We start from the raw sequence: 26,430 nt of genomic DNA on the forward strand, positions 1-26,430 counted from the left end.
GGAGCGCACGAGAGGGTCGAACAAGTGTTTCGCACGGGCATTCGATTTGCTCTATGGTGGAGAGCGGGGGGAGGTGAAGAAGAGCGTGTGGGGACTACGAGCGAAGCAGGAGGCCGCGGGTGCCTGGTTTTACGCATCTGCACACCGTTTCGGGGTTCTCCATGCGCTACGGAGGCTCGCACCCGGAACAGCTGGCGGAGCGTGCCGCCGAGCGGGGCATGGACGCCCTCGCCCTGACCGACCGCGACACCCTGGCGGGCACGGTGCGGTTCGCGAGGGCGTGCGCGAAGGCGGGGATCCGGCCGCTGTTCGGAGTGGACATGGCCGTATCGCCCGCGGGGTCGCCCGCCGGGTCGCCCGCGGCGGGCCCGGCCGGGTCGGGGGGCTCGACCGGGGCCGGCGCGGGCGGCGTGCGGGCGGGCGACCGCGCGGGTGACCGGGCGGGTGACCGGGCGGGCGACCGTGCGGTGCTCTCGCGCTCCACGCGTGCGCCGGGCGGCTCCGGGAACGGCGAGGCCTCCTACCGGCGGCGCACCCCCGTCAAGGGCGGGGCCTTCCTGGACGAGTCCGCCCCGCGGGCCGTCTTCCTGGCCCGCGACGGGGCCGCCGGGTGGGCCGAGCTGTGCCGGATGGTCACCGCCGCCCACGCGGAGGCCGCCGAGGTCCCGCTCGTTCCCTGGAGCGCCCTGCGCGGGGAGGGCGTCATCGTCCTGCTCGGGCCCGGCTCCGAGGTGGGGCGGGCGCTCGCCGCGGGACGTCCCGACCGGGCCGCCCGGCTGCTCGCGCCCTGGCGGGAGATCTACGGCGATTCCCTGCGGCTGGAGGCCGTCCACCACGGCCGCACCGGCACCGGACCCGGCTCCCTGCGGCTGGCCGCCCGTACCGTCGGCTTCGCCGCCGAACAGGGCGTCCGGGCCGTGCTCACGAACGCCGTCCGCTACGCCGACCCCGGCCAGGGCCCGGTCGCCGACGTCCTCGACGCGGCCCGCCGCCTGGTCCCCATCGACCCCCGGGGACCCCTCGACACCGGCGAACGCTGGCTCAAGGCGCCCGCCGCCATGGCCGAGGCCGCCGACCGGATCGCCCGGGCGGCCGGCCTGCGCCCCGCTGACGCGCGCGGCCTGCTCGCGGAGACCCGGCGTACCGCCGAGGCCTGCGCGGTGGACCCCGAGGACGACCTCGGCATGGGCTCCGTGCACTTCCCCGAGGCCCGGCTCGTCGGCGCGGCGCACCGCAGCGCCCAGCGGGTCCTCGCCTCCCGGGCCTCGGCGGGCATGGTGCTGCGCGGCTACGCGGACGACCCGGCGTACTGGGAGCGGATGCACCACGAGCTCGACATCATCGCCTACCACGGATTCGCCTCGTACTTCCTGACGGTCGCCCAAGTCGTGGACGACGTCCGGGAGATGGGCATCCGGGTGACCGCCCGCGGCTCCGGCGCCGGCTCCCTCGTCAACCACCTGCTCGGCATCGCGCACGCCGACCCCGTCGCGCACGGCCTGCTGATGGAGCGCTTCCTGTCCAAGCGCCGGCGCGTCCTGCCCGACATCGACATCGACGTGGAGTCCGCCCGCCGCCTGGAGGTCTACCGGCGGATCATCGACCGGTTCGGCGCCGAGCGCGTCGCCACCGTCTCCATGCCCGAGACCTACCGGGTCCGGCACGCCATCCGCGACGCCGGCGCCGCCCTGTCCATGGACCCGGCCGTCACCGACCGGCTCGCCAAGGCCTTCCCGCACATCCGGGCCCGCGACGCCCGCGCGGCGCTGGAAGAACTGCCGGAACTGCGCGGCGTACGGGAGGAGTCGCACGGCCGGCTGTGGGAGCTCGTCGAATCGCTGGACGCGCTGCCGCGCGGGATCGCCATGCACCCGTGCGGGGTGCTGCTCTCCGACGCCACCCTGCTCGCCCGTACGCCGGTGGTTCCCACCAGCGGCGAGGGCTTCCCCATGTCCCAGTTCGACAAGGACGACGTGGAGGAGCTCGGGCTGCTCAAGCTGGACGTGCTGGGCGTGCGGATGCAGTCCGCGATGGCGCACGCGGTCGCGGAGATCCGGCGCGGTACGGGGCAGGAGCTCGACCTGGACGACCCGGCGCAGGTACCGCCGGGCGACGGGGCCACGTACGAACTGATCCGCTCGGCCGAGACGCTGGGCTGCTTCCAGATCGAGTCCCCGGGCCAGCGGGACCTGGTCGGGCGGCTGCAGCCGTCGACCTTCCACGACCTGGTCGTCGACATCTCGCTGTTCCGGCCGGGACCGGTGGCCGCCGACATGGTGCGGCCCTTCATCGCGGCCCGGCACGGGCGGGCGCCGGTCCGCTTCCCGCACCCGGACCTGGCGGAAACGCTGCGCGAGACGTACGGGGTGGTGGTCTTCCACGAGCAGATCATCGAGATCGTGCACGTCATGACCGGCTGCGGGCGGGACGAGGCGGACCGCGTGCGGCGCGGGCTGTCCGATCCGCAGTCGCAGGCGCGGATCAAGGTCTGGTTCGCGGCGAAGGCGGCCGAGCGCGGCTATCCGGTGGAGGTGATCGCCCGGACCTGGGAGATCGTGGAGGCCTTCGGCTCGTACGGCTTCTGCAAGGCGCACGCGGTGGCCTTCGCGGTGCCCACGTACCAGTCGGCGTGGCTGAAGGCGCACCACCCGGCGGCCTTCTACGCCGGGTTGCTGACCCACGATCCGGGGATGTACCCGAAGCGGCTGCTGCTGGCGGACGCGCGGCGGCGGGGCGTGCCGGTGCTGCCGCTGGACGTGAACCGGTCGGCGGTCGCCCACCGGATCGAACTGGTGTCCGACGCCTCCCGGGCGGTGTGGGGACTGCGCCTCGGCCTGTCCGACGTGCACGGCATCAGCAAGACGGAGGCCGGCCGGATCGAGGCCGGACAGCCGTACGCCTCCCTGCGCGACTTCTGGGACCGGGCGCACCCGGGGCGCCCGGTCGCCGAACGGCTGGCTCAGGTCGGGGCGTTGGACGCCTTCGGCACCAACCGGCGTGATCTGCTGCTGCACTTGGCGGAACTGCACGGCGCGCAGCGGGCGGCGGGGGTGCGCGGGCCTCAACTCCCCCTGGAAGGCGGTCGGTCCACGGCCTGCGTCGGGCTGCCCGACCTGACCGAAGCGGAACGGCTCAGCGCCGAGCTGGGAGTCCTCGGCATGGACGCCTCGCGGCACCTGATGGCGGACCACCACGCCTTCCTGGCCGAGCTGGGAGTCGTCCCGGCGCGGCGGCTGCGCGATGCCGGGCACGGGCAGACGGTCCTGGTCGCGGGAGCCAAGGCGGCCACCCAGACCCCGCCGATCCGGTCCGGGAAGCGGGTCATCTTCACGACGCTGGACGACGGGACGGGCCTGGTCGACCTGGCCTTCTTCGACGACAGCCACGAACGGTGCGCGCACACCGTCTTCCACTCCTTCCTGCTGCTGGTACGGGGCGTCGTGCAGCGGCGGGGCCCGCAGAGCCTGAGCGTGGTCGGGGCAGCGGCGTGGAACCTGGCCGAGCTGGTGGAACTGCGGGCGGCGGGCGGCCTGGACGCGGTCGCGGCCCGCCTGGCCGCCTCCGGCGGTGGTGACGGTGAGGGTGAGGGTGACGGCGGTGAGGGTGACGGCGGCGCCGGCGCGGCCGACGGCGCAGTCGCGGCGGGCGAGCGGGGACCCGGGCGCACGATCCGCATGCCCACGGGGTACGAGATGAACCCCTGGGCCGACCTCCAGCCGCCGGGCACCGGCCCCGCGACCGGCCGCAAGCTGTGGCACTCCAGCCCGGGGAGCGCGGGATGACCTCCGGCCGGGGTACAGGTGCGCGGGGCGGATTCGGCGCGGCCGCAGCCGCGGGAGCCGGCGGCGCCGGCGGCCTGTGGGGGCCGGCCCCCGGACCCGGGCTGCCCGACCCGGCCGCATCCGAGTCTTCCCCGGCTTCCCCGGCTTCCCCGGCTTCCCCGCGGGCGGCGACAGGCCGGGCCGTGATGTGCCTGCGGCTGCACCCGGCCGACGGCGGGGTGCTCGGGGCGGACGCGTACGCCGGGGTGCTCGCGCTGCTCGGCGGGATCACCCCGGCCGTGCAGGCCCTTCCGCCCGACGCGGCCCTCGCCGATGTCCGGGGCGCGCTGCGGTACTTCGGCTGGGACGCCGGCCGGCTGGCCGCCGTGATCCGGGTCCGGGCCCTCGCCCTGTACGGCGTGGACGCCGCCGTCGGCGTGGCCGGCAACCCCATGCTGGCCCGGGCGGCTGCCCGCGAGGCCCGGCCCGGGGCGACCCTGGTGATCCCCGAGGAGCCCGCCGCCGTACGGGACTTCCTGGCCGCCAAGCCCGTCACCATCCTCGACGGGGTCGGCCCCAAGGCCGCCCGCACCCTGTGCTCCTACGGCCTCGACTCCGTCGGCCGGGTCGCCGCCGCCCCGCCCGCCGCCCTGCGGCGGATCCTCGGCGCCCGGCTCGGCCGCGAGGTGCACGAGCGCGCCCTCGGGATCGACCGGACCCCCGTCCGGCCCGGCGCCGCCGCCCGCAGCATCGCCGCCGAGCGGCTCTTCGACCGGGACGAGCTGGATCCCGTACGGCACCGGCGGGCTCTGCTCTCGCTGACGGAGGAGCTCGGCGCGAAGCTTCGTACACAAGAACAGGGCCAAGAACAGGGCCAAGAACAGGGTCAGGGCCAGGGGCAGGTCTGCCGCGCCCTCTCGCTCACCGTCCGCTGCGCCGACCGCACCACGCTCACGCGGACCCGCACCCTGGCCGAACCCACCGCGCACTCGGCCGCCCTGACCGCCGCGGCCTACGTCCTGTACGAGGGCCTCGGCCTGCAACGGGCCCGGGTGCGCGCGCTGTCCCTGCGGGCCGAGGACCTGACCTCGGCCGAGCGGGCCGCGCGGCAGCTCAGTCTCGACCCCGCGGACGAGAAGGCCCGCCGCCTGGAGGCCGTCACCGACCGGGTCCGGGCGCGCTTCGGACCGCACGCCATCGGCCGCGGCACGCTGGCCGCCTGACGGGGAGTCGGACGCCGGGATCGGACGACGCGCGAGTTTTTACCGACGCGTAACTTCCCTGTGTTGCTACTCACCCGTAATTTAGCGGCAGCAGCTCCCCCATGTGATCCGGATCACGGGACGAACCCCCACGCCTCATCCCCTTGAGCCGACCCGCAAGGAGATCACACGATGCTGCCCTGGAGACGCCTGCTCCGCCCGCTGGCCGTCCTCACCCTCACCGCCGCCGCACTCGTCGCCCCCACCGGCGCCGCGCAGGCCGCGTCCGCCCCCAGCAGCGGCTGGAACAACTGGTCCTGCAAGCCGTCCGCCGCGCATCCGCGCCCCGTCGTCCTCGTGCACGGCACCTTCGGCAACTCCGTCGACAACTGGCTCGGCCTCGCGCCGTACCTCGTGCACCGCGGGTACTGCGTCTACTCGCTCGACTACGGTCAACTGCCCGGCGTGCCCTTCTTCCACGGGCTCGGGCCCATCGACAAGTCCGCCGAACAGCTCGACGTCTTCGTCGACAAGGTGCTCGCCGCCACCGGCTCCGCCGAGACCGACATCATCGGGCACTCACAGGGCGGCATGATGCCGCGCTACTACCTGAAGTTCCTCGGCGGCGCCGACAAGGTCAACGCGCTGGTCGGACTCGCCCCCGACAACCACGGCACCGACCTGCTCGGATTCACCAAGCTCCTGCCCTACTTCCCCGGGGCCGCGGACCTGATCAGCGCCGCGACCCCGGGGCTCGCCGACCAGATCGCCGGATCCGCCTTCCAGCAGAAGCTGAACGAGGGCGGGGACACCGTGCCCGGGGTCACCTACACGGTGATCGCGACCAAGTACGACGAGGTGGTGACGCCGTACCGGAGCGCCTTCCTGGACGGGCCGAACGTACGCAACGTCGTCCTCCAGGACCTGTGCGTCCTGGACTTCTCCGAGCACGTCGCCATCGGGCTCACCGACCGGATCGCCTGGCACGAGGCGCTCAACGCCCTCGACCCGGCCCACGCCGAACGGACCACCTGCGCGTCGGTCTTCGACTGACCGGCACAGGCGGTCCGGGACGTGACCCGGGCGTGTCCTAGCGTCCGCGGCGGCCCGTCGTCACACGGCGGCGGGCCAGTCCGAACAGCACGGCCGCGCCGACGGCCAGGGCGCCGGCCCCGGCGATCGCGATCGTCGGGGTGGCGCCGCTGCCGCCGGTCTCCGCGAGGTTGTGGTTCTGCGGGGCCGGCGCGGTGGCGGTGGTGATGGCCGTCGGCGCGGCCGTGCTGCCGTTCGTCTTCGGGTCGTTGTCGCCGTGGCCGTTGTGCTCCACCGTGGACTTGTCGGCGCCGTCGGCGATCTGCTGGTCCGTCGGGGCCGAGGGGGCGGTACCCGTACTGGGCTTCGCGCTCGGCTTGGCGCTGGGCTTGGTGGTGCCCGTTCCGCCGGCGGCGGCGCCGGAGCCACCCCCGTTGTCCTTGCCGAAGACCACGTCCGAGCAGGTGTAGAAGGCCTCGGGGCTGTCCGAGCGCTGCCAGATGCTGTAGATCAGGTGGCGGCCGGACTTGTTCGGGACGGTCCCGGAGAAGACGTAGTCGCCGTTCTGCATGCCAGGGTCGGTGGCCTTCGCGAACGGCTCCGGCTCCAGGTCGGACCACTTCAGCGGCTTCGTCGGGTCGTAGCCGTCCTTCGTCACGTACAGCTCGAAGGAACCCCTGTGCGGGGCGGTGCCCTTGTAGCGGAAGGTGTGCGCGCCGGCGGACATCGGACTGGCCGGCCAGTCGGCGCGGGCCAGGTCCAGACCCAGGTACTTGTCGTTGCCGGCGGAGCAGAGCTGGCCGTTCGGGATCAACGCCCGGTGGTTCCCCGCCGCGTTGGCGATGTTCACCGCGTTCCAGTCGTAGAACGCCTGCGACCCGCTCGCCCCGACCGCCGCCTTGCACGCCGCCGACCGCGGGGACTCCGGACCCTCCGCGTAGCACGCCGCCACCCGGCTGACCGGGTCCGTCATCGACCCGTGGGCGGCCGCGGGAGCGGCGGCGTACGCGGCGATCGCGAGCGGGGCGAGGCCGGCGGAGGCGATACCGGTCAGCGTCACGGTACGGCGGCGTGCGGGCATGGGTGGATCTCCTTCGGGCACACGGCAGAGGTGAGCCAGCGGACAGGGCGGTGCGGCGCCGCCCCCCGGCGGCGCCGTTTCCGGCCCCCCGCTGGCTCAGCCAAGCTAGCCGCCCCGACCACGGGTTTCGCCACGTCCGGGCCCCCGGAGCGGATCCTTAGGGTCCTCTTAAGGCGGCCCTAAGCGAGCGCACAGACAACCCCGCCGCTTACGCGAGGAGCGCGCCCAGGCCGGCCGCCGAGCGGGCCTGGTCGTCCAGCGCGTCGAGGGCGCGCACGGCCTGGGCGGCCGCCTCCGGGTCGCTCGTGGCGAGCCCGCTCGCGGCGAACTCGTCCTCGTCCAGCCGCAGTACGGAGGTCCCGTCCGCCGAGACCCACAGGTCGAGGTCCAGGTCCTCCACGAGGATCTCCCCGCTCCGCACCAGCGCCGGGCGCGTGACGTCGCAGTACCAGCCCTTGAGGACACCGTCGCCGGTCCACACCTCCTTGACGGCGTACCAGCGCGTCCGCCAGAAGTGCTCGACGAAGACGTCGCCCGGCTCGAAGCGGACGAAGCCGAAGTCCCGTACGCCCTCGGCCGCCCAGGGGGCGCGCACGGAGATCCGGTCGCCGTCGTCGGCGACCTGCGCCGCCGGATAGCGGATCTTGGTCCGGCCGGCCTTGGTCAGGACGACGGTCAGCTGCTCGGTCACGCTCTCTCCAGTCTCTTCGTGTAGCGCGTCTCGGTCGCGCAGATCTCGTATCCGAACCACTCGTTGATGGCGAGCATCGGGCCGTTGCCGGCGTCGTTGCCGGTGAAGGCCTCGGTGTACCCGGCGGCGCGGGCCCGGTGCAGGGACGCCGTCTTGGCGAGCTTGGCCAGGCCCCGGCCGCGCAAGGCGCGCATGGTGCCGGTCATCGCCGAGGCGTAGCGGGTGGCGCCGTCGGTCTGGGCGGCGGTGAAGGCGGCCACCGCGCCGTCGACCAGCACGACGGTGGTCAGCTCCTTGTCGAGGGAAGGGCTGTTCCAGGTGTGCGCGAGCCAGTCCTCGTAGTCGTCGAAATCGCAGGCCACGTCGCCCGGTTCGTCGGCGGTCGTCTCCGCGTCGGCCTCGAAGAGCGGACGCGGGTCGGCGGCGAAGGCGGAGCCGGGCCGCAGCTCGACCCCGGCCGGGAGGGACTGCGGGAGCGCGGGCAGCGTGGCCGCCGCCAGGTCCAGGCGCAGGAAGTGCGCGGAGCGGCTGGGGCGGTAGCCGCGCCGCTCGGCGAAGGCGCGAGGGGCGGGCTCGTCGAGGACCCAGGCGTACGCGTCCACCGCGCCCCGCGCGGCGAGGTGCTCCTCGGCGGCGCGGAGCAGGAGACGGCCGGCGCCGAGGCCGCGGTGGGCGGGGTCGACGTAGGCGTTCACGTACGACTGACCGGGCTCCGGGCTGTCGTGGGCGATGCCGACCTGGGCGGTGCCGATGACGCGGCCGTCGGCGGTCTCGGCGACGAGGAGGCGGTAGTGCTTCGCGGGGTGGGCGGAGGAGAGCTCGAAGGCCACGCCCCGGATGGTGGTGATCATGAAGGGCAGGGCCGCGCGACGTACCCGCACGACGGCCTCCGCGTCCGAAGGGTCGTTCGGGCGGAGGTCGCGGATCAGAACGGTCATGCCGCAGACGCTACGGGCGCCCGCGTGCCCCACGCCTCCCAATTAACCCGCGATGGGGGACAATCACCCCCGTGACCTCGACGAATCTGAAGATCACCCTCAACGGCTCGGCCGGCTCGGCCGCCCCGTACGAACAACTGCGCGCGCAGATCGCCGACCGGGCCCGGTCGGGGAAGCTGCCGGCGGGCTTCAAACTGCCGACGGTACGTGGGCTGGCGGAGGAGCTGGGGCTGGCCGCCAACACCGTCGCGAAGGCGTACCGGGCGCTGGAGGCGGACGGGGTGATCGAGACGCGGGGCCGGCACGGGACCTTCGTCGCTGCGGCGGGGGACGCGGCGTCCCGCGAGGCCGCCTCCGCCGCGCAGGCGTACGCGGAACGGGCGCACCGGCTGGGGCTGACGGAGGCCGAGGCGCTGGCCGCCGCCACCGACGCCCTCCGGGCCCGGTACGCCGCCAAGTAGCCCTCCGCGGCCGCCTCCCGCCGGGGCTCCGCCCCGAGCTTCGCCGTGCGGCGCCGTTGCGGGGGCTCCGCCCCCGAACCCCCGCGCCTCAAACGCCGGCGGGGCTGAAGGCTAGAGGTAGAGGCCCGCCTCCGGGGAGTGCGGCTGCGGGGGCAGGACGGCCGCCGGGCCCGTGCCGCGCCGCAGGGCGAAGAGCTCCGCCAGGCTGGCGCCCTCGCGGGAGACGCCCTCATCGGTGCCCAGCCAGTCCACCGCCTCCCGGTGCGTCAGCCGGCCGACCTCGATGCGGGCCAGGCAGCGCCCGGGGCGGACCACCGCCGGGTGCAGGCGTTCCAGGTCCTCGTTCGTCGTGACGCCCACCAGGACGTTGCGGCCCTGGCCCAGCAGACCGTCCGTCAGGTTGAGCAGGCGGGACAGGGCCTGGCCCGCCGTGTGCCGGGCCTCGCCGCGGATCAGCTCGTCGCAGTCCTCCAGCAGCAGCAGCCGCCACCGGCCCTTCGCCGTGCCCTCGTCCTCCCCGATCGCGATGTCCATCAGGTAGCCCACGTCGTTGAACAGCCGCTCCGGGTCCAGGACGCAGTCCACCTGGCACCAGTCCCGCCAGGACCGGGCCAGCGTGCGCAGGGCCGAGGTCTTGCCCGTGCCCGGCGGGCCGTGCAGCAGGAGCAGCCGGCCCGCGATGTCGTCCGGGGTCACCTTCATCAGCCGGTCCATCGCCCCTGCCACCGGCGCGGTGTAGTTGGCCCGCACCTCCGCCCACGTCCCGGCCGCGATCTGGCGGGTCGTCCGGTACGGGCCGCGGCGCGGGGAGACGTACCAGAAGCCCATCGTCACGTTCTCCGGCTGCGGTTCGGGCTCGTCCTGCACCCCCTCCGTGGCCTTGCCGAGCACGCTGGAGGCCAGTTCGTCGCTGACCGCCGTCACGGTGACGTCCGCGCCCCGGCTCCAGCGCGAGACGAGCATGGTCCAGCCCTCGCCCTCGGCGAGGGTGGCGCTGCGGTCGCTGTCGCGCGCCGAGCGCAACACGGTGGCCTCCGGCGGCAGGAGGGTCGCCGCCGCCTTGACCCGATCGATCGACACGCTGTGCGAGTACGGCTGTTCACCGGAGGCGAACCGGCCGAGGAACAACGCGTCGACGACGTCCGACGGCGAATCGCTGTCGTCGACGTTGAGCCGGATCGGCAGCGCGTCATGCGGGTTGGCTGGCATGGCGCCCATGATCCGGCACACCGTGCCCCCGTGCACCCGTGTTTCGCCGGATCGGGTGCCCAGTTCCCTCTTCAAACGCATGGGGAGTGAAGATTCGGCCCGCGACTCTGCTCTGAACATTCTTGGCATGGACACTTCCAGCCAGCGGCGGCTGCTTGTACCACGGACTCAGGAGTAACCCCCACAAGGAGCCGCACACATGAGCATGAGACTGTCGCGCTTCGCTGCCCTGACCTCCTCGCTGTTACTCGCCGCGGGCGCCACCCTGTTCGGCGCCGGCCAGGCGGCCGCCGCCCAGGCCGACTTCGGCTACGTCGCCCTCGGTGACTCGTACTCCTCCGGCGTCGGCGCCGGCAACTACGACAGCGCGAGCGGCAACTGCAAACGCACCGCCCGCGCCTACCCGGCCCTCTGGGCCGCCGCCCACTCCCCCCAGACCTTCTCCTTCACCGCCTGCTCGGGCGCTCGCACGGGCGATGTCCTCGCCAACCAGCTCGGCCCGCTCAACTCCGGCACCGACCTGGTCAGCATCACCGTCGGCGGCAACGATGCCGGATTCTCCGACGTCATGACGACCTGTGTGCTCCAGTCCGAATCCACCTGCATCAGCCGCGTGAACCAGGCCAAGGCCTACGTGGACTCCACCCTTCCCGGTCAGCTCGACCAGGTCTACAACGCCATCGACAGCCGGTCGCCCGCCGCCCGTGTCGTCGTCATCGGCTATCCCCGCTTCTACAAGCTGAACGGCACCTGCACCACCGGCCTGACCGAAGGCGAACGCGCCGCCATCAACGGCGCCGCCGACCACCTCAACGCCGCCATCGCCAAACGCGCCGCCGACCACGGCTTCGCCTACGCCTCGGTCGTCGGTGCCTTTACGGGCCACGAGATCTGCTCCGGCAGCGCGTGGCTGCACAGCGTCAACTGGCTGAACATCGGCGAGTCGTACCACCCGACGGCCGGCGGACAGTCCGGCGGCTACCTGCCGGTCTTCACCAACGCGGCCTGATCCGCCTGATCCACCTGATCCGCCTGATCCGGCTACCCCGACTGCTCCGTCTGCCCCGACTGCTCGGGCTGCTCGGCCGCGGGGGTCCCCGGAGCACTCGCCGTCGGCGAGGGCGGTGACGCACTCGCGCCAGGGGAGGTGGCCCCGCCCGTCGGGGTCTCCTTCTCGCACGTCACGGAGGTGGTCACCCACTGCGTGGCCACCTCCGCGGGCCCCCGCACCTCCAGCCGGACCGCGTCGCCGAAGGTCGCGTCCGGCACGTGCGTGAGCTCGCTGTGCTCCAGCCGCCGGCTCCTCGGGCCGCCCTCCTCGTAGGTGACGGACTGCCAGTCGGGACCGGAGGTACGCCCGCTCCGCGTGGCCCAGCGGTACTCCAGCACGACCGGGGTGCGCTCCACCTCGACGGTCGCGGTGAATGCGGGCGCCCGCCCGGCGGGCGGCGGGCAGCTGCCGCTGTACGTGGAGCGCACGGTGTCGACGTGGACCGCGAGGCGCTGTCCAGCGCCGGCCGAGGTGGGGGCCGAGGACGAAACCGGGGTGGACGGGGTCGCCGAGGGCGTCGTGGTGACGGTCCGCGCGGGGCCGGCCGAGCCCGTAGGAGCGCCGCCCCCGCCGCCGTTCGTCTTGTCGCGGTCCTTCAGCAGCAGCCACCCCAGCGCGGCCAGGGCCAGCAGCAGCACCACGACCCCGATGGTCAGCACCAGCCCGGCCCGGCTCGGGCCGGCCACCGGCCCGGGTGCGGGCAGCGGCGGCGTGGGCTGCCCGTACGGTGCCCCCTGCGCGCCCTCCTGCCGGCCCCCCTGCGGGTGCCGCGCGGTGGCCGTCGGCGTGTCCGGCCCCACCGCCGCCCCCGCCGCGAACCCCGCCGCCGGTCCCGACACCGGCCCGCCGGAGGCCCGTACGGCCCCGCCCGCGCCCACCACCCGTAGCATCCGGGCCGCCTCCGCCGCGGACAGCCGCTCGGCCGGGTCCTTGCGCAGCAGTCCCTCCAGTACGGGCTCCAACGGCCCGGCCCGGTGCGGCGGCGGCAACTCTCCGTCCACCACGGCCCGCAGGGTGTCCAGCGCAGTGGCCCGCCGGAACGGCGAGACGCCCTCGACGGCGGCGTAGAGCATGACCCCGAGCGACCACAGGTCCGACTCCGGGCCCGGCTCACGCCCCAACGCCCGCTCGGGCGCCAGGAATTCGGGCGAGCCGACCACCTCGCCGGTCATGGTGATCGCCGAAGAGCCCTCCAGGGTCGCGATCCCGAAGTCGCTGAGCACCACCCGGCCGTCGTTGGCGATCAGCACGTTGCCCGGTTTCACGTCCCGGTGCAGCACCCCGGAGTCGTGCGCGGAGCGCAGCGCGGCCAGGACCTGCTCCCCGATGTGCGCGGCGCGCTGCGGGGTCATCGGCCCCTCCGCCTCCAGTACGTCGGCCAGGGACAGCCCGCGCACCAGCTCCATCACGATCCAGGGCCGCCCGCCGTCGGAGGCCACGTCGTAGACCGTGACGACCCCGCGGTGCGCGACCCTGGCCGCCGCCCAGGCCTCCCGCTCCAGCCGCCGGTACATCCGCCGCAGTTCGGCGGGCTCCAGCCCGGCCGGCGCCCGTACCTCCTTGACGGCGACGTCGCGGGCCAGCACCTCGTCCCGGGCCCGCCACACGACGCCCATCCCGCCGCGTCCGATCGGTTCGAGCAGCCGGTAGCGGCCCGCGACGACACGATCGGAGCCCGATTCCCCATCAGCGCCGGCCTCGTTCCCACTCACGCGCGCCCCCTGTGTGATCCCGTGCGCCGATGTGTCATCAGGTGATCACTCCAAGTTAGCGCAGTGTGGGCCAAGTGGCCCCTCTCGTGACGCGGCTCGGATGGAGGCCTTCCACAGCGTGATCTCTGTGCGGAGAGTGACGGTCGACTCCGCTGAGTAACCGTCAACTCCCCGTCGCCACAGGGGTAATTCACACCACCGGGATACCCGAGCGCGACGCCGGGGCGATAGGGTTAACCTGCCCGGGCCGGGTGCCCTCGTACGGGTGGGGAGAGAACATGGAACAGATAGCAATGCGCAGCAGGCCGCCTCGCGTGCCTGCCATCACCTGCGGCAGCAGTGCGACCAGCTCGCGCCTCGACCGCCATCTCGCCGTGCTGGGCGGACCTGCCGTCCCGCGCCGGGAGACCGCCGAGGCGACGCTGCTGATGCGCGAGCTCACCTCCCGCGACCACACGCACCGTCTGCGGAGCCGGAGCGCGCGCGTCTCGCTCTTCGCGCCGCTGCGCCGCCTGCGTCGCACGCTCTTCGGCAGCCGCCGTTCGTAACCGTCCCCGTACCGCGGCCGTTCGCCTTCTGGGCCTCCGGCCTCCCGGCCCCTACGCGATCACACCGTCCCGGCGCAGTTCCGAGATCTGCGCGCCCGCCATCCCCAGGGCGCGCAGCAGGGACTCGGTGTGTTCGCCCAGCGCGGGCACCGCACCCATGTGCGGTGCCGCGCCGCCCGGCAGCCCGATCGGCGGCAGCAGGGCCCGCAGCGGACCGGCCGGTGACCCCACCTCCCGCCAGCGGTCCCGGGCCGCCAGCTGCGGATGCCCGGCCAGTTGGGCCACCGAGTTCAGCCGCGCGCAGGCGATGCCCGCCGCCTCCAGCCGCTCGATCGCCTCGTCCGCGCCCAGCCGGCCCAGTGCCTGCGCCACCACCGCGTCGGTCTTCTCCCGGTTCCCGGTGCGCGCCCTGTTCGTCGCGTACGCCGGGTCCTCTGCCAACTCAGGCTGTTCCAGCACCTGTTGTGCCAGCCGACGCCACTCCCGGTCGTTCTGCACCGACAGCAGCACGCGGTCCCCGTCGGCCGTCGGATAGGCGTCGTAGGGCGCGATCACCGCGTGCGCGAGACCGGTGCGTACGGGCTGCTCCCCGCCGTGCATCGTGTGGTGCAGCGGGTGCCCCATCCATTCGGCGAGCGCGTCCAGCATGGACACCTCCACCCTGCCCCCGCGCCCGGTGACCCCGCGGCGCAGCAGCGCGGCCAGGACCCCCGAGAAGGCGTACATGGCCGCCGCGATGTCCGCCGCCGGGATCCCCGCCTTGACGGGCTGCTCCGGGGTGCCGGTCACCGACACCAGCCCCGCCTCGCACTGCACGAGCATGTCGTAGGCGCGCTTGTGGGCGTACGGGCCCTCGGCGCCGTAGCCGGAGACGTCCACGGCCACCAGCCGCGGGTAACGCGCGCACAGCGCGGCCGAGTCGAGCCCGAGCCGGGCGGCGGCTCCCTGCGCCAGGTTCTGCACGAAGACGTCGGCGCCGGCCAGCAGGCCGTGCAGCACCTCGCGGCCGCGCGCGTCCTTCAGGTCGAGCGCGAGCGACTCCTTGCCCCGGTTCGCCCAGACGAAGTGCGAGGCGAGGCCCTGCGCGGCGGTGTCGTAGGCACGGGCGAAGTCGCCGCCGTCGGGGCGCTCGACCTTGATCACCCGGGCGCCGAGATCGGCGAGCTGGCGGGTGGCGAAGGGGGCCGAGACGGCCTGTTCGACGGCGACGACGGTGATGCCGGCGAGGGGGAGGGGGTCGGGCTGGTGCGTGTCGGTGTCGGTGCTCATGACAGGCGTGCCTACCTGCTCCCACCCCGCTTTGTCACTAGGGGGCGGGAGAACGGCCCGGCAGAATCGGCGGAGTGAGCCGAGTCGGCGGAGTCGGCGGAGTCGGCGTAGTCAACGACGTCCGCTCAGCCCAGGCCGCGCGCGAACCGGCGCGTGGCCAGCGGCACGAAGAGCGCGAGCAGTACGAGCGACCACAGGAGGGCCCCGGCGACCGGGTGCGCGGCGGGCCAGGCGGCGCCCGTCCCGGCCCCCGCTCCGGCGTTCCCGCACAGCTCGCGCACGGCGGTGGCGACGGCGCTGATCGGGTTCCACTCGGCGACCGCGCGCAGCCACCCGGGCAGCCCGGCGGTCGGCAGGTACGCGCTCGACAGCATCGGCAGGACGAAGGTGGCGCTGCCGAGCTGGCCCGCCGCCTCCTCGCTCCTGCTCAGCAGCCCGAGGTACGTGCCCACCCACGCGGTGGCGAAGCGGAACAGCAACAGCAGGCCCAGGGCCCCCAGCGCGCCGGGCAGACCGTTCTCGATCCGCCAGCCCATCGCCAGCCCCACCAGCATCAGCGGCACCATCGATACGCCCGTGGTGAGCAGGTCGGCCGCCGTCTGCCCGAGCGGGACGGCGGTGCGGCTCATCGGCAGGGTCCGGAAACGGTCCATCACCCCGCGGTGCGCGTCCTGCGCGGCCGTGAACATGCCGGTCATCAGGCCGTTCGCGGCGGTGGCGGCGAGCAGCCCCGGGACCAGGAACTCGCGGTACTCGGCACCCGGCATGGCGAGGGCGCTGCCGAAGACGTAGCCGAAGAACAGCAGCATGGTGATCGGCATGGTCTGGGTCAGGATCAGCAGCGCCGGGGCGTGCCGGGCCTTCTGGAGCTGGCGGGTGAGGACGGCCCCGCCGTCGGACAGCAGGGTGCTCATGCCGCGTGCTCCTTTTCGTTCCCGGTGGAGTGTGTGGAGTGCGTGGAGTGTGTGGAGTGTTCCGTGTACGGGGGCTGTTCCGTGGCGGTGCGGACCCGGGTGAGGCGCAGGAACACCTCGTCGAGGGTGGGCGGGCGCAGGCTCGCGTCCGTGACCGGGACCCCGGCGGTGTCGAGCTCCCGGATGATCCGGGGCAGGGTCAGGCCGGCGTCGAGGACGGTCGCGCCGACGGTCAGCCGCTCCTCGTCGACCACGGGCCGGCCGCCGGTGAGCTGGTCGAGGACCACGGCGGCGCCCGCGAGTGCCCCGCGGGCGGTGACGGCGACCTCGGCGTAGGCGCCGATCCGGGACTTGAGTTCGGCCGGGGTGCCGGTGGCCGCGGCCCGGCCGCTGTCGATGACCACGATGTCGTCGGCGAGCCGGTCGGCCTCCTCCAGGTACTGGGTGGTGAGCAGCACCGTGGTGCCCTCGTGGGCGAGCGCGCGTACCGCCGTCCAGATCTGCTCGCGGGCCGCCGGGTCCAGGCCGGTGGTGGGCTCGTCGAGGAACAGCACCCGGGGGCGGGTGATCAGCCCGGCGGCCAGGTCCAGGCGCCGCCTCATGCCGCCGGACCAGGTGGAGGCCATCCGGTCGGCGGCCTCCCCGAGCCCGAAGCGCTCCAGCAGCTCGTCGGCGCGGGCCCGGCCCGCGGAGCCGCGCAGTCCGGCGAGCCGGGCGAAGAGCCGGAGGTTCTCGCGGCCGGTCAGGTCCCCGTCGACGGAGGCGTACTGGCCGGTGACACCGATGGCGCGGCGGACGGCGGCGGGCTCGCGGGTGACGTCGTGGCCGGCGACGAGGGCGCGGCCCCCGGTGGGTGCGGTGAGCGTGGTCAGGATGCGGACGGCGGTGGTCTTGCCCGCGCCGTTGGGGCCGAGGAGGCCGCAGACCGTGCCCTCGGGGACGGCGAGGTCGAGGCCGCGCAGGGCATGGACCTCCCCGTAACTCTTCTCCAGCCGCTCACTAAGTACAGCGTACGTAGTAGTCATGTGCGACACCGTACCTCACTACGTACGGTGTACGTAACTAAGATGGTGGCGAGACGACGAGGTGATCTGAGCGATGACAGCCGGCGGGCGACCCGCTGAACCCGAAGTGATCTGGTCCCGCCCCCAGCGGGCCGGCCGCGGCCCCAGGCCCGCGCACAGCCGCGAGTCGATCGCGTCCGAGGCGGTGAAGATCGCCGACGCGGAGGGGATCGAGGCCGTCTCCATGCGGCGCGTGGCGGCCGGGATCGGCGCGGGGACGATGTCCCTCTACAACTACGTACCGCGCAAGGAGGACCTGTACGAGCTGATGGTCGACGCGGTCAGCGGGGAGTACGAGTTCCCCCCGCCGACCGGTGACTGGCAGGCCGACCTGCTGGCGCTGGCCCGCCAGACGCGGGCGCTGATGCACCGCCACCCGTGGCTGCCGGGCCTGCTGACCCCGGTCTACGGCTTCAGCCCGAACGCCCTGCGCTACCTGGAGCACAGCCTGGACTGCCTGGCGCCGCTGGAGGTGGCGGACGCCGAGAAGCTGGAGCTCGTCGCCGCGATCAACGGCACGGTCGCCACGTACGTGGGGGGTGAGCTGGCGCTGGCCGAACGGGCCCGGTCGCTGCCCTGGAGCGAGGAGGAGGAGCAGGGCGTACGGGCGGCCTGGCTCGGGTCCTGCCTGGCCACCGGGCGGTATCCGAGGCTGGCGGCGGCCCTGGCGGGCGGTGGCCCGGTCCCCGGTACGGGTCTGGACATGGACGCGGTCTTCGACCGCTCGGTGTCCCGGCTGCTGGGGGCGTGGGCTCCGTAGGGCCGCTCTTCGTGCGGCCGTTGCTCACGGGCCCGCTCCTCGTCAGGCCTTCAGAGGAGCGCGAACTGCCCGCCCGGGCCCTCCTCCTGGTGGTCCAGCACCGAGGCGGGGCGCCGGGCCCAGCCCGGCGGCGGCAGCACCCCGGCCGCGCGCAGCCCCTCCGTCGACAGGCCCGGACCGGGCTCGAACGCGGCCCGCTCCGGGGCCAGATCGGCCAGCAGCGCCAAGGTGGTCACCAGCGCGAGCAGCTCCGAGGTCCAGCTCTGCGGCCACTCGGCCGGACCCAGCGCCTCCAGCCCCTCGGCGCCCGGGCCGCGGTGCGCGGTGCGCGCGGCGAACCAGGCCTCCAGCACCCGCGCGCCCTGGGCCTCGTACTCCCAGGCCCCGGCCGGCACGGGGGAGACGGTCCCGCTCCCGAGGCTCAGCGTCTCGCTCCCGGCGTCGTACGAGAGCCCGTGCGGCCACGCCCCGACCGCCGAGCGGACGTACGGGCGGCGCCCGCCGGGCAGCCGGGGCGGCTCACCGCCGCGCGCCCCGCGCAGCTGGACGCCGAGCAGGCGGTGCCCGAGCTCCAGGCCGCCCCGCCAGCGCGCGGAGTCGGCGGCGAGCGGGACCTCGTACCCCCCCGGCCCCGGGCGGCCCGCCACGAGGATCCAGCACAGGACGTCCTCGGGCGTGACCCAGCCGCCGTAGCGCTCGCCGAGCAGGGTCAGCAGGCCGGGGGCGAGATTCGGCTCGGCGCCGCCGGGGCGCCGGTGCAGCGGGCGGATCCGCCCGAGCCGGCCGGCCGGGAGGTGCGCGCTGACCAGCGGCTCCGGGATCTCGACGAGGAACAGCTGGTGCTCGTCCCGGACCCGCCACAGCTCCGGGCGGGCCATGTCGATGAGCCGCTGGTCGGGCAGCAGCCACTGCTCGTCGAAGGGCTCGCGCAGCACCCGTACGGGATCGGGGCAGGGGCCGGGATCGTCGGCGAAACGGGTCGTGGCCGCCGAGCGCTGGCCGGGCAGCGCGGCCGCGCCGGCAGCGGGCGTGCGGCTGCGGCTCGGGCGGAACAGCCGCTCCCGCTCGGCCCCTTCGGAGCCGGTCAGGGCGGACCAGCGGGCGCGCAGTGCCGCCGGATCGGGTGCGACCACCCAGTCCCGGCCCAGGCGCAGGCCGCCCACGGCCCAGGGCATCAGATCGTCCAGCAGCGGTACGTCTTCGCTCACGCCGCCGATGGTAGCGACGGCATCCGGTGGGCGGGCTGCGTCCAGGCCGAAGAGCTACGCTCCTTATGTGCGCATACGTACGGTATCGACCGAAGAGAGGAAACGGTCATGAGCCAGTACGACGAATACTCGACTCCCTCGCAGGCCGAGGGCGAGCGCCTCGACGAGGACATGGACGAGAAGCAGCGCAAGGAGCGGCACCCGCAGACGACGCGGACCACACCGTCCCAGGCGGAGGGTGAGCGCACCAAGGAGGACGACGAGAAGAAGTGACGCCGGTCAGTGCGCGTCGACCGTCACGGTGAAGGAGAACCGGTCGCCGCGGTAGCGGATCCGTGCCACGTCCACCACCCGGCCGTCCTCGTCGTACGTGACGCCCGTGTAGTGCAGGATCGGGCTGAGCAGCGGGACCTGGAGCAGCTCGGCCGTCTCCGGGTCGGCGAGCCGGGCCTCCACCGTGTCCGTGATCCGGCTGATGCGCACCCCCACGACGTCCCGCAGCACCTTCGTCATCGGCCAGCGTTCGAGATCGGCGAGGTCGACCGCCCCGGCGAACTCCGGGAGGACCGCGTTCTCCACCCAGTTCGTCGGCTCGCCGTTCTCGCGGTCGTGGCGCAGCCGCCGGTACGTGACCACCTCGGGCGTGTCCGGGAAGTGCTCCAGCAGCTCCCCGGACACGGCGGTCCGCCCGTGGCCGAGGATCGTCGTGCGGTCGCCCGACTGCTGGGCCACGATCGCGTCGACCGAGCCCAGCAGCCGGACGGGGGCGCTGCGCAGGGCGCCCGGCTCGATGAAGGTGCCGCGCCGCCGGTGCCGGCTGATCAGGCCCTCGCCCTCCAGCTCCTTGAGCGCCTGCCGCATGGTCAGCACACTCACCCCGTAGTGCTCGGCGAGCTGCTCCTCGGTGGGCAGGCGCAGCGAGGCGTCCGGGGTGCGCCCCAGTATCGAGGCGCGCAGTGACTGCGACACCTGATACCAGAGCGGCAGCTTCCGGTTGAGTACCAGCGAGTCGGGAGCGAAGGCGGTCACGGGTGGATCTCCGAACGGCTGGACAGGGGTGACGTGCGGCGCATGCAGCGTATGCAGCGCGGGTCAGGGACGGAAGTGGCGCTGCAGACCCTGCCACACGTCGTCGTAGCCGCGCTGGAGGTGATCGGCGCCGGCCGCCTGGGCGGTGGCGGTGACCGGCCAGCGGGTCTCGAACATGAAGGCCAGGCCGTCGTCGATCTTCTGCGGCTTCAGCTCGGCGGCACTCGCCCGGTCGAAGGTCTCCCGGTCGGGGCCGTGGGCGGACATCATGTTGTGGAGCGAGCCGCCGCCGGGGACGAAGCCCTCGGCCTTGGCGTCGTAGGCGCCCTCGATCAGGCCCATGTACTCGCTCATCACGTTGCGGTGGAAGTAGGGCGGGCGGAAGGTGTCCTCGCCGACCAGCCAGCGCGGGGCGAAGACCACGAAGTCCACGCCCGCCAGGCCCGGGGTGTCGGAGGGCGAGGTCAGGACCGTGAAGATCGACGGGTCGGGGTGGTCGTAGCTGATCGAGCCCAGGACGTTGAAACGGCGCAGGTCGTAGACGTAGGGGACGTGGGTGCCGTGCCAGGCGACCACGTCGAGCGGGGAGTGGTCGTAGGTCGCCGACCAGAGGTTCCCGCAGAACTTGTTGATCACCTCGGTCGGGCGCTCGCTGTCCTCGTACGCGGCCACCGGGGCCTGGAAGTCCCGTGCGGCGGCGAGGCCGTTGGCGCCGATCGGGCCCAGGCCGGGCAGCTCGAAGGGCTGGCCGTAGTTCTCGCAGACGTAGCCGCGGGCGGGGGCTTCGCCGGTGTCCAGCAGCTCGACGCGGAAGCGGACGCCGCGCGGGATGAGGGCCACCTCGCCCGGCCGGGCGGCGAGCAGGCCCAGTTCGGTGCGCAGGAGCAGTCCGCCGCGCTCGGGCACGATCAGCAGCTCGCCGTCGGAGTCGCTGAACACCCGGTCCGTCATGGACGAGTTGGCGGCGTAGAGGTGGATGGCCATGCCGGTGCGCTGGGACGCGTCGCCGTTGCCGCCGAGGGTCCACAGGCCGGCCAGGAAGTCGGTGGCGGGGGCCGGGTCGGGCAGCGGGTTCCAGCGGAGCCGGTTCGGGTCCGCCGGGACCTCGGTGAAGGGCGCGGTGCGCAGGGCCCCGTTGTCGATCCGGGTGAACGGCGGGTGCGCGGCCGAGGGGCGGATCCGGTAGAGCCAGGAACGGCGGTTGTGGCTGCGGGGCTCGGTGAAGGCGCTGCCGCTGAGCTGCTCGGCGTAGAGGCCGAGGGGGGCGCGCTGGGGCGAGTTCCGGCCGAGCGGCAGGGCGCCGGGGACGGCCTCCGAGCTGTGCTCGTTGCCGAAGCCGGTGAGGTACTCCAGTGCCTCCGCCGTCTTCCTGGCCTGTTCGCTGCCGCCGGCCTGCTCGCTCATGTGCTGCTCCCGCTCCGTCGAAGGAATCCTATGGTCGACAGTAGGATTCCGCGGCCCGCGCGTCAACGGGGCGCAGGTCCGGGGATGGGAGCGGGGGAGCGGATTCGCGCAGAGGGGGATCCGAAAAGATGAACAATGCTCTACTCTCACGCGCATGTCGTGGACCCGCAGGTTCCCTGCCGTGCCGGCGGCGCTCCTCGCCGCCCTCCTCGCCCTCCTGACCCTCTTCGTCGCCGCACCCGCCGCCCGCGCGCACGAGGAGCGTCCGATCACCCTCCCGGACGGCTCCGGATCCGTACCCGAGTACCGCGGGGCGGAGCCCGACCTGCTCGTCTGCAAGACCGACCGGCCCGCCTTCGAACGCCGGATATCCGCCTTTCCGGAGGAGCTCAGGCAGCGCAACCTCGCCCTCTACGAGCGGTGCGAGAAGAGCGGCTACCGGCACCTACAGGAAGCCGTCGACGCCGTCGACCGGCCCGGGATGAACATCGCGGTCCTCCCCGGCCTGTACGAGGAGGAGCCCTCGCTCCCGAAGCCGACGGGGGAGTGCGCCGCACTGAAGGCCCCCGAGTCCTCGCTCGGCTACCAGATCCTGTCGTACGAGCAGCAGGAGCGGTGCCCGCACAACCAGAACCTCGTCGCGATCCTCGGCAAGAAGAACCTGCAGATCGAGGGCACGGGCGCGTCCCGACTGGACGTGGTCTTCGACGCCAAGTACCAGAAGCTGAACGCCATCCGCGCCGACCAGTCCAACGGCATCTACTTCCGCAACTTCACCGCCCAGCGCACCACCTTCAACTCGCTGTACGTGCTGGCGGGCGACGGCTTCGTCATCGACGACGTGCTGACCCGCTGGAACGACGAGTACGGCTTCCTGACCTTCGCCAGCGACCACGGCCTCTACAAGAACTGCGAGTCGTACGGGAACGGCGACTCCGGCATCTACCCCGGCAGCGCGTCCAACATCAACGACGGCCGCGGCTACGAGGTCCCCCGCTACGCGATCGAGATCACCGGCTGCCGCAGCCACCACAACATGGTCGGCTACTCCGGCACCGCGGGCGACTCGGTCTGGGTGCACGACAACGAGTTCGACCAGAACATGGGCGGCGCCTCGATGGACAGCGCCTTCCCCGGCCACCCCGGACTCCCGCAGAACCACGCCAAGTTCGAGCGGAACCTGATCCACGACAACAACCAGGACTACTACCGCCACGTCGCCGACGGCACCTGCGCCAAGCCGCCGATCGAGCGCGGCTACGAACGCGGCGTCGTCTGCCCGCAGATCTCCATGCCGCCGGGCACCGGCATCATCACCGCGGGCGGCAACTGGAACCTCTACGAGAACAACTGGGTGTACGGGCACCAGCGCGCCGGCTTCTTCCTCAGCGCCGTCCCCGCCTTCATCCGCGGCGAGGAGGAGTGGTCGAAGCAGACGGACACCTCCCACCACAACCGGTACGCCGGGAACGTCATGGGCAAGGACAAGTCCGGCGCCGACCGCCCCAACGGCATGGACGTGTGGTGGGACGGCCAGGGGAGCGGCAACTGCTGGCAGGACGGTCCCGACGGCTCCACCCCCGGCACGGTCCCGCAGTGCGGGGACCGCCGGGGCGAGATCTCGGGCGCGTCGGCCCGCCTGATCGGCGAACCGGTCAAACTCGTCCAACTCCTCGTCTGCGCCGACTACAACGTCCAGGCGCGCAAACTCCCGGCCGGCTGCGACTGGTACGGCGCGCGCGGCCTGGAGCGGGTGGAGACCCAGCTGGCGCTGGCCGTGGCGGCGGTCCTGCTCCTGGTCGGCGGGGTCCTGTGGTGGCGCCGCCTGCGCGCTTCCCGCCTGGGCACCGTGGCCTCGTTCCTGGGCCTGGCGGGTCTGGCCCTCGACGTGGCCGGCTCCACCATGGGCTTGACCGCCACTTTCGTCCCGGCCCTCGCCCTCCTCTGCCTCGGCCTGTGGTGGACGGGCGTCGGCCTGGTACTGCGCCCCACCCGCCCCTGGCTGGCCCGCCTGACCCTGCTGCTGGCCGGGCTCACCCTGCTGGACGCCTTCGACAAGGTGGTCCTGATGATCCCGTGGACCCCTCTGAGCCCCGCCTGGGTACGAGCCCTGGTGGTCGTGGCCTGGGTCCTGTGGGCAGTGGTCGCCTCGGCCCGCCCACAATCCCCACCCCCCCACGCCGCCCCCACGGCCGACGACACCCCCGCCCCACCCGCCCCCACCCCGCCCCTCCGCCCCACAGCCCCCAATCCCCCGCCAAACCCCACCCCATAACCCACTCACGCCGGTCCGGCCCGCCGCCCGACAGGCCCAGGGCCCCACCCCATAACCCACTCGCCCCGGCCCGGCCACCGCCCGACAGGCCCCGGGCCCCGAACCCCACTCCCCGTGACCGGCAGGCCCCGGCCCGACCTCCGCGCGGCAGCCCCCGAGCCGCCGGCGAGGCGACGGGACCCCGCACCCTGACCGGCAGGCCCCGGCCCGGCCTCCGCGGCGCAGCCCCAAGCCGCCGGCGAGGCGACCGGACCCCACACCGTGACCCGCAAGCCCCGCCCCGACTTTCGCGGCGCAGCCCCGAGCCCCCTTCCAGGCGCCCCGACCACAGGAGGCCAGCCGTGACCGACCGGCCCGACGACCGGCCCGATGACCGCATCCGGTGCGATGTCTGCGGTACGCCGCCCCGCGCGGCCCGCAGGTCCCGCCGAACCGCCCGCGCCGCGGCCCTGCTCGCCCTCGCCCTGCTCCTCGCGAGCGGTGCGGCGACGGGCTGCGGCGGGCGGGCCACCACCCACCACAAGCCCGGCACCAGCCACGAAGAGGCCTCCGGCAGCGTGGGCACCCTGCTCGCCGCCTCCGACGGTGCGGGCCACCGGCTCCGCGAGGTCCCGGCCCAGAGCGCGCCCGAGGTCCAGTTGACCGTCCGCCCGGATTCCGAAGACGGCTGGAACCTCCAGCTGACGGTGAAGAAGTACCGCTTCACCCCCGACAGCACCGGCGGCGCCGCCCTCCCGGGCGCCGGCCACGCCCACCTGGAGCTCGACGGACGCAAGCTGGCCCGGTTGTACGGCCCGTGGTTCCACCTGCCCGCCGCGCAGGTCCCCCAGGGCGCGCACACCCTGACGGTCCGTCTCTACGCGGACGACCACACCGTCTGGGCGGTCTCCGGCAAGCCGGTCGAAGGCACGGCCCAGCTCACTGCGGCCGCCCCGGGCCCGCCGGGCGGCCACAGCCACGGCGACAACCAGCCGAAGCCAACGGCCCCACAGACGCCGGAGCAGGAGCTGACCGACCGGACGGTCACCATCACCGTCCGGGACGGCAAGGTCAGCCCCGCCCCCGCCCGCACCGAGCTGCGGCGCGGCGAGCGGGTCGCCCTGCGCGTCACCAGCGACCGCGCGGACACCCTGCACGTCCACGGCTACGACAAGGAACTCGCCCTGCCCGCAGGCCAGGAGGCCACCCTGATCCTGACGGCCGACCGCACGGGCCTCTTCGAGGTCGAGACCCACGAGTCCCGCCTCGTCCTGACCCAACTCCTCGTCCGATGACCCCGCGCAGGGCCCTGCCCCCGCCAGCGCCCCCGATCGCCACCACGGCCTGGACCCCGCCCTGGCCCGAGGCCTGGCCCGCGCCCGCGCCGGCCGTCTCCTTCCGGTCGCCCGGACTCGGGCCCGAGTCCGGGATGCCCGACCAAGTCGTGGGCGGGACGCCGCCCGCGCCGGGCCGATGGTGAGCCCCGTCGGGCCGGGTCCTGCCCCGGGCGTCGGCGGTGGCGGGCACGGCCAGGGCGTGGTCCTTCACCCGGCCGATCCGTTCACCGCGCTCGCGCACGGGATCGGCTCCCAGCACGATCTGCCGATCTCTCCCTTCTACGCCTTCGCCGGCGCCTTCGCCGCGCTGTTCGTCTCCTTCCTCGCACTCGGCCTGCTCTGGTCCACCTCCCGCTTCCGCGGAGAGCGCTCGGGACTCGCCCTGCCCGGCGCCCTCCAACGGGTGGCCGACGCGCCGGCCACCCGTACCACCCTGCGCGGACTGGGACTCGCCGCCGCCCTCGCCGTCCTGCTCCACCTCCTCCTCGGTCCCGACGACCCCGCGCGCAACCCCGCTCCCGGCGCCGTCTACGTCCTCCTCTGGGTCGGACTCGTCCCCGCCTCCCTCCTCCTCGGCCCCGTCTGGCGCCTGCTCAACCCGCTCCGCACCCTGTACCGCCTGCTCTCCCGCGCCCTGCCCCGCCCGCGCGGCCCCGGCCGCCCGCTCCCCGCCCGGCTGGGGCAACGGCCCGCCGCCCTGGGGCTGTTCGGCTTCACCTGGCTCGAACTCGTCTCTCCTGCTCCCGCATCCACCACCACCCTCCTCATCGCCCTCACCCTCTACACCACCGCCCAGCTACTGCTCGCCGCCCGCTTCGGCGAGCGCTGGTTCGACGACGGAGACGCCTTCGAGGCGTACTCCGCCCTCCTCGCCCGGCTCTCCCCCCTCGGCCGTCGCAGCGACGGCCGCCTCGTTCTGCGCAACCCCTTCCACGGACTCGACGCGACACCCGAGCGGCCCGGACTCGTCGCCACCGTCTGCGTCCTGCTCGGCTCCACCGCCTACGACGGCTTGTCCGACAACCCCTCATGGATCAACGTCCTACAGACCTCCCCCCTCGGCCGCACCCCCACGGCCACGCTCGGACTGCTCGGTTCCATCGCCCTCGTCGCCACCCTGTACTGCCTCTGCGCCTCGGCCACCCGCCTCGTCAGCGGCCCGCACCCCGGCCCGCTGACCGCCTTCGCGCACTCACTCGTCCCGATCGCCCTCGGCTATCTCATCGCCCACTACTTCTCCCTCCTGGTAGTCGAAGGACCACGCACAGTAAGCATGGCACTCGGCACTGACAACGCCCCCGAACCCGCCCCGCCCCTGGGCCCCGGGGCCCTCGCCGCCCTCCAGGTCATCGCCGTCGTCACCGGTCACGTGCTCGGCGTCGTCGCCGCGCACGACCGCTCCGTTCGCCTCTTCCCGCCCGCCAGGGCGGTGGCCGGCCAACTGCCGCTGCTCGCGCTGATGATCACCTACACCATCGGGGGACTCGGCCTCCTGCTGAACTGAG

The 26,430-nt window shown here is 73.8% G+C and carries 22 protein-coding genes; 11 read left to right on the forward strand and 11 right to left on the reverse strand.

What is annotated here, in order from left to right; translation table 11 throughout:
• Window positions 1-119: 119 nt before the first annotated feature.
• From ACZ4TV_RS13155 to ACZ4TV_RS13165, 3 genes are all read left to right on the forward strand, one after another.
• Window positions 120-3,782: a DNA polymerase III subunit alpha gene (locus tag ACZ4TV_RS13155; protein WP_468133845.1), complete on the forward strand. Its 3,663-nt coding sequence runs from the start codon at window positions 120-122 to the stop codon at window positions 3,780-3,782.
• Window positions 3,783-3,967: 185 nt separating this feature from the next.
• Window positions 3,968-4,984 (forward strand): DinB/UmuC family translesion DNA polymerase, encoded by a 1,017-nt coding sequence (locus ACZ4TV_RS13160; RefSeq protein ID WP_468134105.1) that lies wholly within the window; start codon window positions 3,968-3,970, stop codon window positions 4,982-4,984.
• Between the two features lie 171 nt (window positions 4,985-5,155).
• Window positions 5,156-6,016, forward strand: a complete 861-nt coding sequence (locus ACZ4TV_RS13165) for an esterase/lipase family protein (protein ID WP_468133847.1) — start codon at window positions 5,156-5,158, stop codon at window positions 6,014-6,016.
• A gap of 37 nt (window positions 6,017-6,053) precedes the next feature.
• Here ACZ4TV_RS13165 and ACZ4TV_RS13170 read toward each other — a convergent pair whose 3' ends face one another.
• The 3 genes from ACZ4TV_RS13170 to ACZ4TV_RS13180 form a co-directional block, all read right to left on the reverse strand.
• Complete coding sequence (locus ACZ4TV_RS13170) at window positions 6,054-7,076, reverse strand: lytic polysaccharide monooxygenase auxiliary activity family 9 protein (RefSeq protein WP_468133849.1); 1,023 nt, start codon at window positions 7,074-7,076, stop codon at window positions 6,054-6,056.
• Between the two features lie 208 nt (window positions 7,077-7,284).
• Window positions 7,285-7,767: a ribonuclease FAU-1 family protein gene (locus tag ACZ4TV_RS13175; protein ID WP_468133851.1), complete on the reverse strand. Its 483-nt coding sequence runs from the start codon at window positions 7,765-7,767 to the stop codon at window positions 7,285-7,287.
• Window positions 7,764-8,705 carry a GNAT family N-acetyltransferase gene (locus tag ACZ4TV_RS13180; protein WP_468133853.1) on the reverse strand — a complete coding sequence of 314 codons (942 nt, stop codon included), beginning with the start codon at window positions 8,703-8,705 and terminating at the stop codon, window positions 7,764-7,766. Before ACZ4TV_RS13180 ends, ACZ4TV_RS13175 begins: the two co-directional genes overlap by 4 nt.
• 71 nt (window positions 8,706-8,776) lie before the next feature.
• Here ACZ4TV_RS13180 and ACZ4TV_RS13185 point away from each other — a divergent pair, with 71 nt between their 5' ends.
• Window positions 8,777-9,166 (forward strand): GntR family transcriptional regulator, encoded by a 390-nt coding sequence (locus ACZ4TV_RS13185; protein WP_468133855.1) that lies wholly within the window; start codon window positions 8,777-8,779, stop codon window positions 9,164-9,166.
• Between the two features lie 111 nt (window positions 9,167-9,277).
• On the opposite strand, the gene ACZ4TV_RS13190 is transcribed toward ACZ4TV_RS13185, so the two are convergent.
• Window positions 9,278-10,375, reverse strand: coding sequence for a DUF5925 domain-containing protein (locus tag ACZ4TV_RS13190; protein ID WP_468133857.1), 1,098 nt, complete (start codon window positions 10,373-10,375; stop codon window positions 9,278-9,280).
• A gap of 205 nt (window positions 10,376-10,580) precedes the next feature.
• On the opposite strand from ACZ4TV_RS13190, the gene ACZ4TV_RS13195 reads away from it, so the two are divergent.
• Window positions 10,581-11,384 (forward strand): SGNH/GDSL hydrolase family protein, encoded by an 804-nt coding sequence (locus ACZ4TV_RS13195; RefSeq protein ID WP_468134107.1) that lies wholly within the window; start codon window positions 10,581-10,583, stop codon window positions 11,382-11,384.
• 32 nt (window positions 11,385-11,416) lie between these two features.
• Here the strand turns inward: ACZ4TV_RS13195 and ACZ4TV_RS13200 are convergent, their stop codons facing one another.
• A complete protein-coding gene (locus ACZ4TV_RS13200) occupies window positions 11,417-13,042 on the reverse strand; it encodes a serine/threonine-protein kinase (RefSeq protein ID WP_468134109.1) in 1,626 nt (541 codons plus the stop codon).
• 374 nt (window positions 13,043-13,416) lie between these two features.
• Between ACZ4TV_RS13200 and ACZ4TV_RS13205 the strand changes: the two genes are divergently transcribed.
• On the forward strand, window positions 13,417-13,686 hold the full coding sequence (locus ACZ4TV_RS13205) for a hypothetical protein (RefSeq protein WP_468133859.1): 270 nt from the start codon (window positions 13,417-13,419) through the stop codon (window positions 13,684-13,686).
• Window positions 13,687-13,737: 51 nt separating this feature from the next.
• On the opposite strand, the gene ACZ4TV_RS13210 is transcribed toward ACZ4TV_RS13205, so the two are convergent.
• From ACZ4TV_RS13210 to ACZ4TV_RS13220, 3 genes are all read right to left on the reverse strand, one after another.
• Window positions 13,738-14,955, reverse strand: coding sequence for a CaiB/BaiF CoA transferase family protein (locus ACZ4TV_RS13210; RefSeq protein WP_468133861.1), 1,218 nt, complete (start codon window positions 14,953-14,955; stop codon window positions 13,738-13,740).
• A gap of 125 nt (window positions 14,956-15,080) precedes the next feature.
• Window positions 15,081-15,869 carry an ABC transporter permease gene (locus ACZ4TV_RS13215; RefSeq protein WP_468133863.1) on the reverse strand — a complete coding sequence of 263 codons (789 nt, stop codon included), beginning with the start codon at window positions 15,867-15,869 and terminating at the stop codon, window positions 15,081-15,083.
• Complete coding sequence (locus tag ACZ4TV_RS13220; protein ID WP_468133865.1) at window positions 15,866-16,894, reverse strand: ATP-binding cassette domain-containing protein; 1,029 nt, start codon at window positions 16,892-16,894, stop codon at window positions 15,866-15,868. Before ACZ4TV_RS13220 ends, ACZ4TV_RS13215 begins: the two co-directional genes overlap by 4 nt.
• Window positions 16,895-16,967: 73 nt before the next feature.
• Here ACZ4TV_RS13220 and ACZ4TV_RS13225 point away from each other — a divergent pair, with 73 nt between their 5' ends.
• Window positions 16,968-17,693, forward strand: a complete 726-nt coding sequence (locus tag ACZ4TV_RS13225; protein WP_468133868.1) for a TetR/AcrR family transcriptional regulator — start codon at window positions 16,968-16,970, stop codon at window positions 17,691-17,693.
• 50 nt (window positions 17,694-17,743) lie between these two features.
• On the opposite strand, the gene ACZ4TV_RS13230 is transcribed toward ACZ4TV_RS13225, so the two are convergent.
• Window positions 17,744-18,868: a type ISP restriction/modification enzyme gene (locus ACZ4TV_RS13230; protein WP_468134111.1), complete on the reverse strand. Its 1,125-nt coding sequence runs from the start codon at window positions 18,866-18,868 to the stop codon at window positions 17,744-17,746.
• A gap of 141 nt (window positions 18,869-19,009) precedes the next feature.
• On the opposite strand from ACZ4TV_RS13230, the gene ACZ4TV_RS13235 reads away from it, so the two are divergent.
• Complete coding sequence (locus ACZ4TV_RS13235) at window positions 19,010-19,174, forward strand: hypothetical protein (protein WP_468133870.1); 165 nt, start codon at window positions 19,010-19,012, stop codon at window positions 19,172-19,174.
• Between the two features lie 6 nt (window positions 19,175-19,180).
• On the opposite strand, the gene ACZ4TV_RS13240 is transcribed toward ACZ4TV_RS13235, so the two are convergent.
• Together ACZ4TV_RS13240 and hmgA are read right to left on the reverse strand one after the other, a co-directional pair.
• Entirely contained in the window at window positions 19,181-19,930 is a 750-nt protein-coding gene (locus ACZ4TV_RS13240; RefSeq protein ID WP_468133872.1) for a GntR family transcriptional regulator, read from the reverse strand.
• A 63-nt stretch (window positions 19,931-19,993) separates the two neighbouring features.
• On the reverse strand, window positions 19,994-21,334 hold the full coding sequence (gene hmgA / locus ACZ4TV_RS13245; protein WP_468133874.1) for a homogentisate 1,2-dioxygenase: 1,341 nt from the start codon (window positions 21,332-21,334) through the stop codon (window positions 19,994-19,996).
• Between the two features lie 154 nt (window positions 21,335-21,488).
• Between hmgA and ACZ4TV_RS13250 the strand changes: the two genes are divergently transcribed.
• The 3 genes from ACZ4TV_RS13250 to ACZ4TV_RS13260 all read left to right on the forward strand — a co-directional run bounded on the left by ACZ4TV_RS13250 (window position 21,489) and on the right by ACZ4TV_RS13260 (window position 26,429).
• On the forward strand, window positions 21,489-23,609 hold the full coding sequence (locus ACZ4TV_RS13250) for a right-handed parallel beta-helix repeat-containing protein (protein ID WP_468133876.1): 2,121 nt from the start codon (window positions 21,489-21,491) through the stop codon (window positions 23,607-23,609).
• Window positions 23,610-24,058: 449 nt separating this feature from the next.
• Window positions 24,059-24,883, forward strand: a complete 825-nt coding sequence (locus ACZ4TV_RS13255; RefSeq protein WP_468134113.1) for a cupredoxin domain-containing protein — start codon at window positions 24,059-24,061, stop codon at window positions 24,881-24,883.
• A gap of 241 nt (window positions 24,884-25,124) precedes the next feature.
• The gene (locus tag ACZ4TV_RS13260) at window positions 25,125-26,429 is read left to right on the forward strand and encodes a hypothetical protein (RefSeq protein ID WP_468133878.1); all 1,305 of its coding nucleotides are present in this window, start codon (window positions 25,125-25,127) and stop codon (window positions 26,427-26,429) included.
• Window position 26,430 lies beyond the last annotated feature (1 nt).

The organism is Streptomyces sp. NPDC028910 (genome assembly GCF_055564955.1).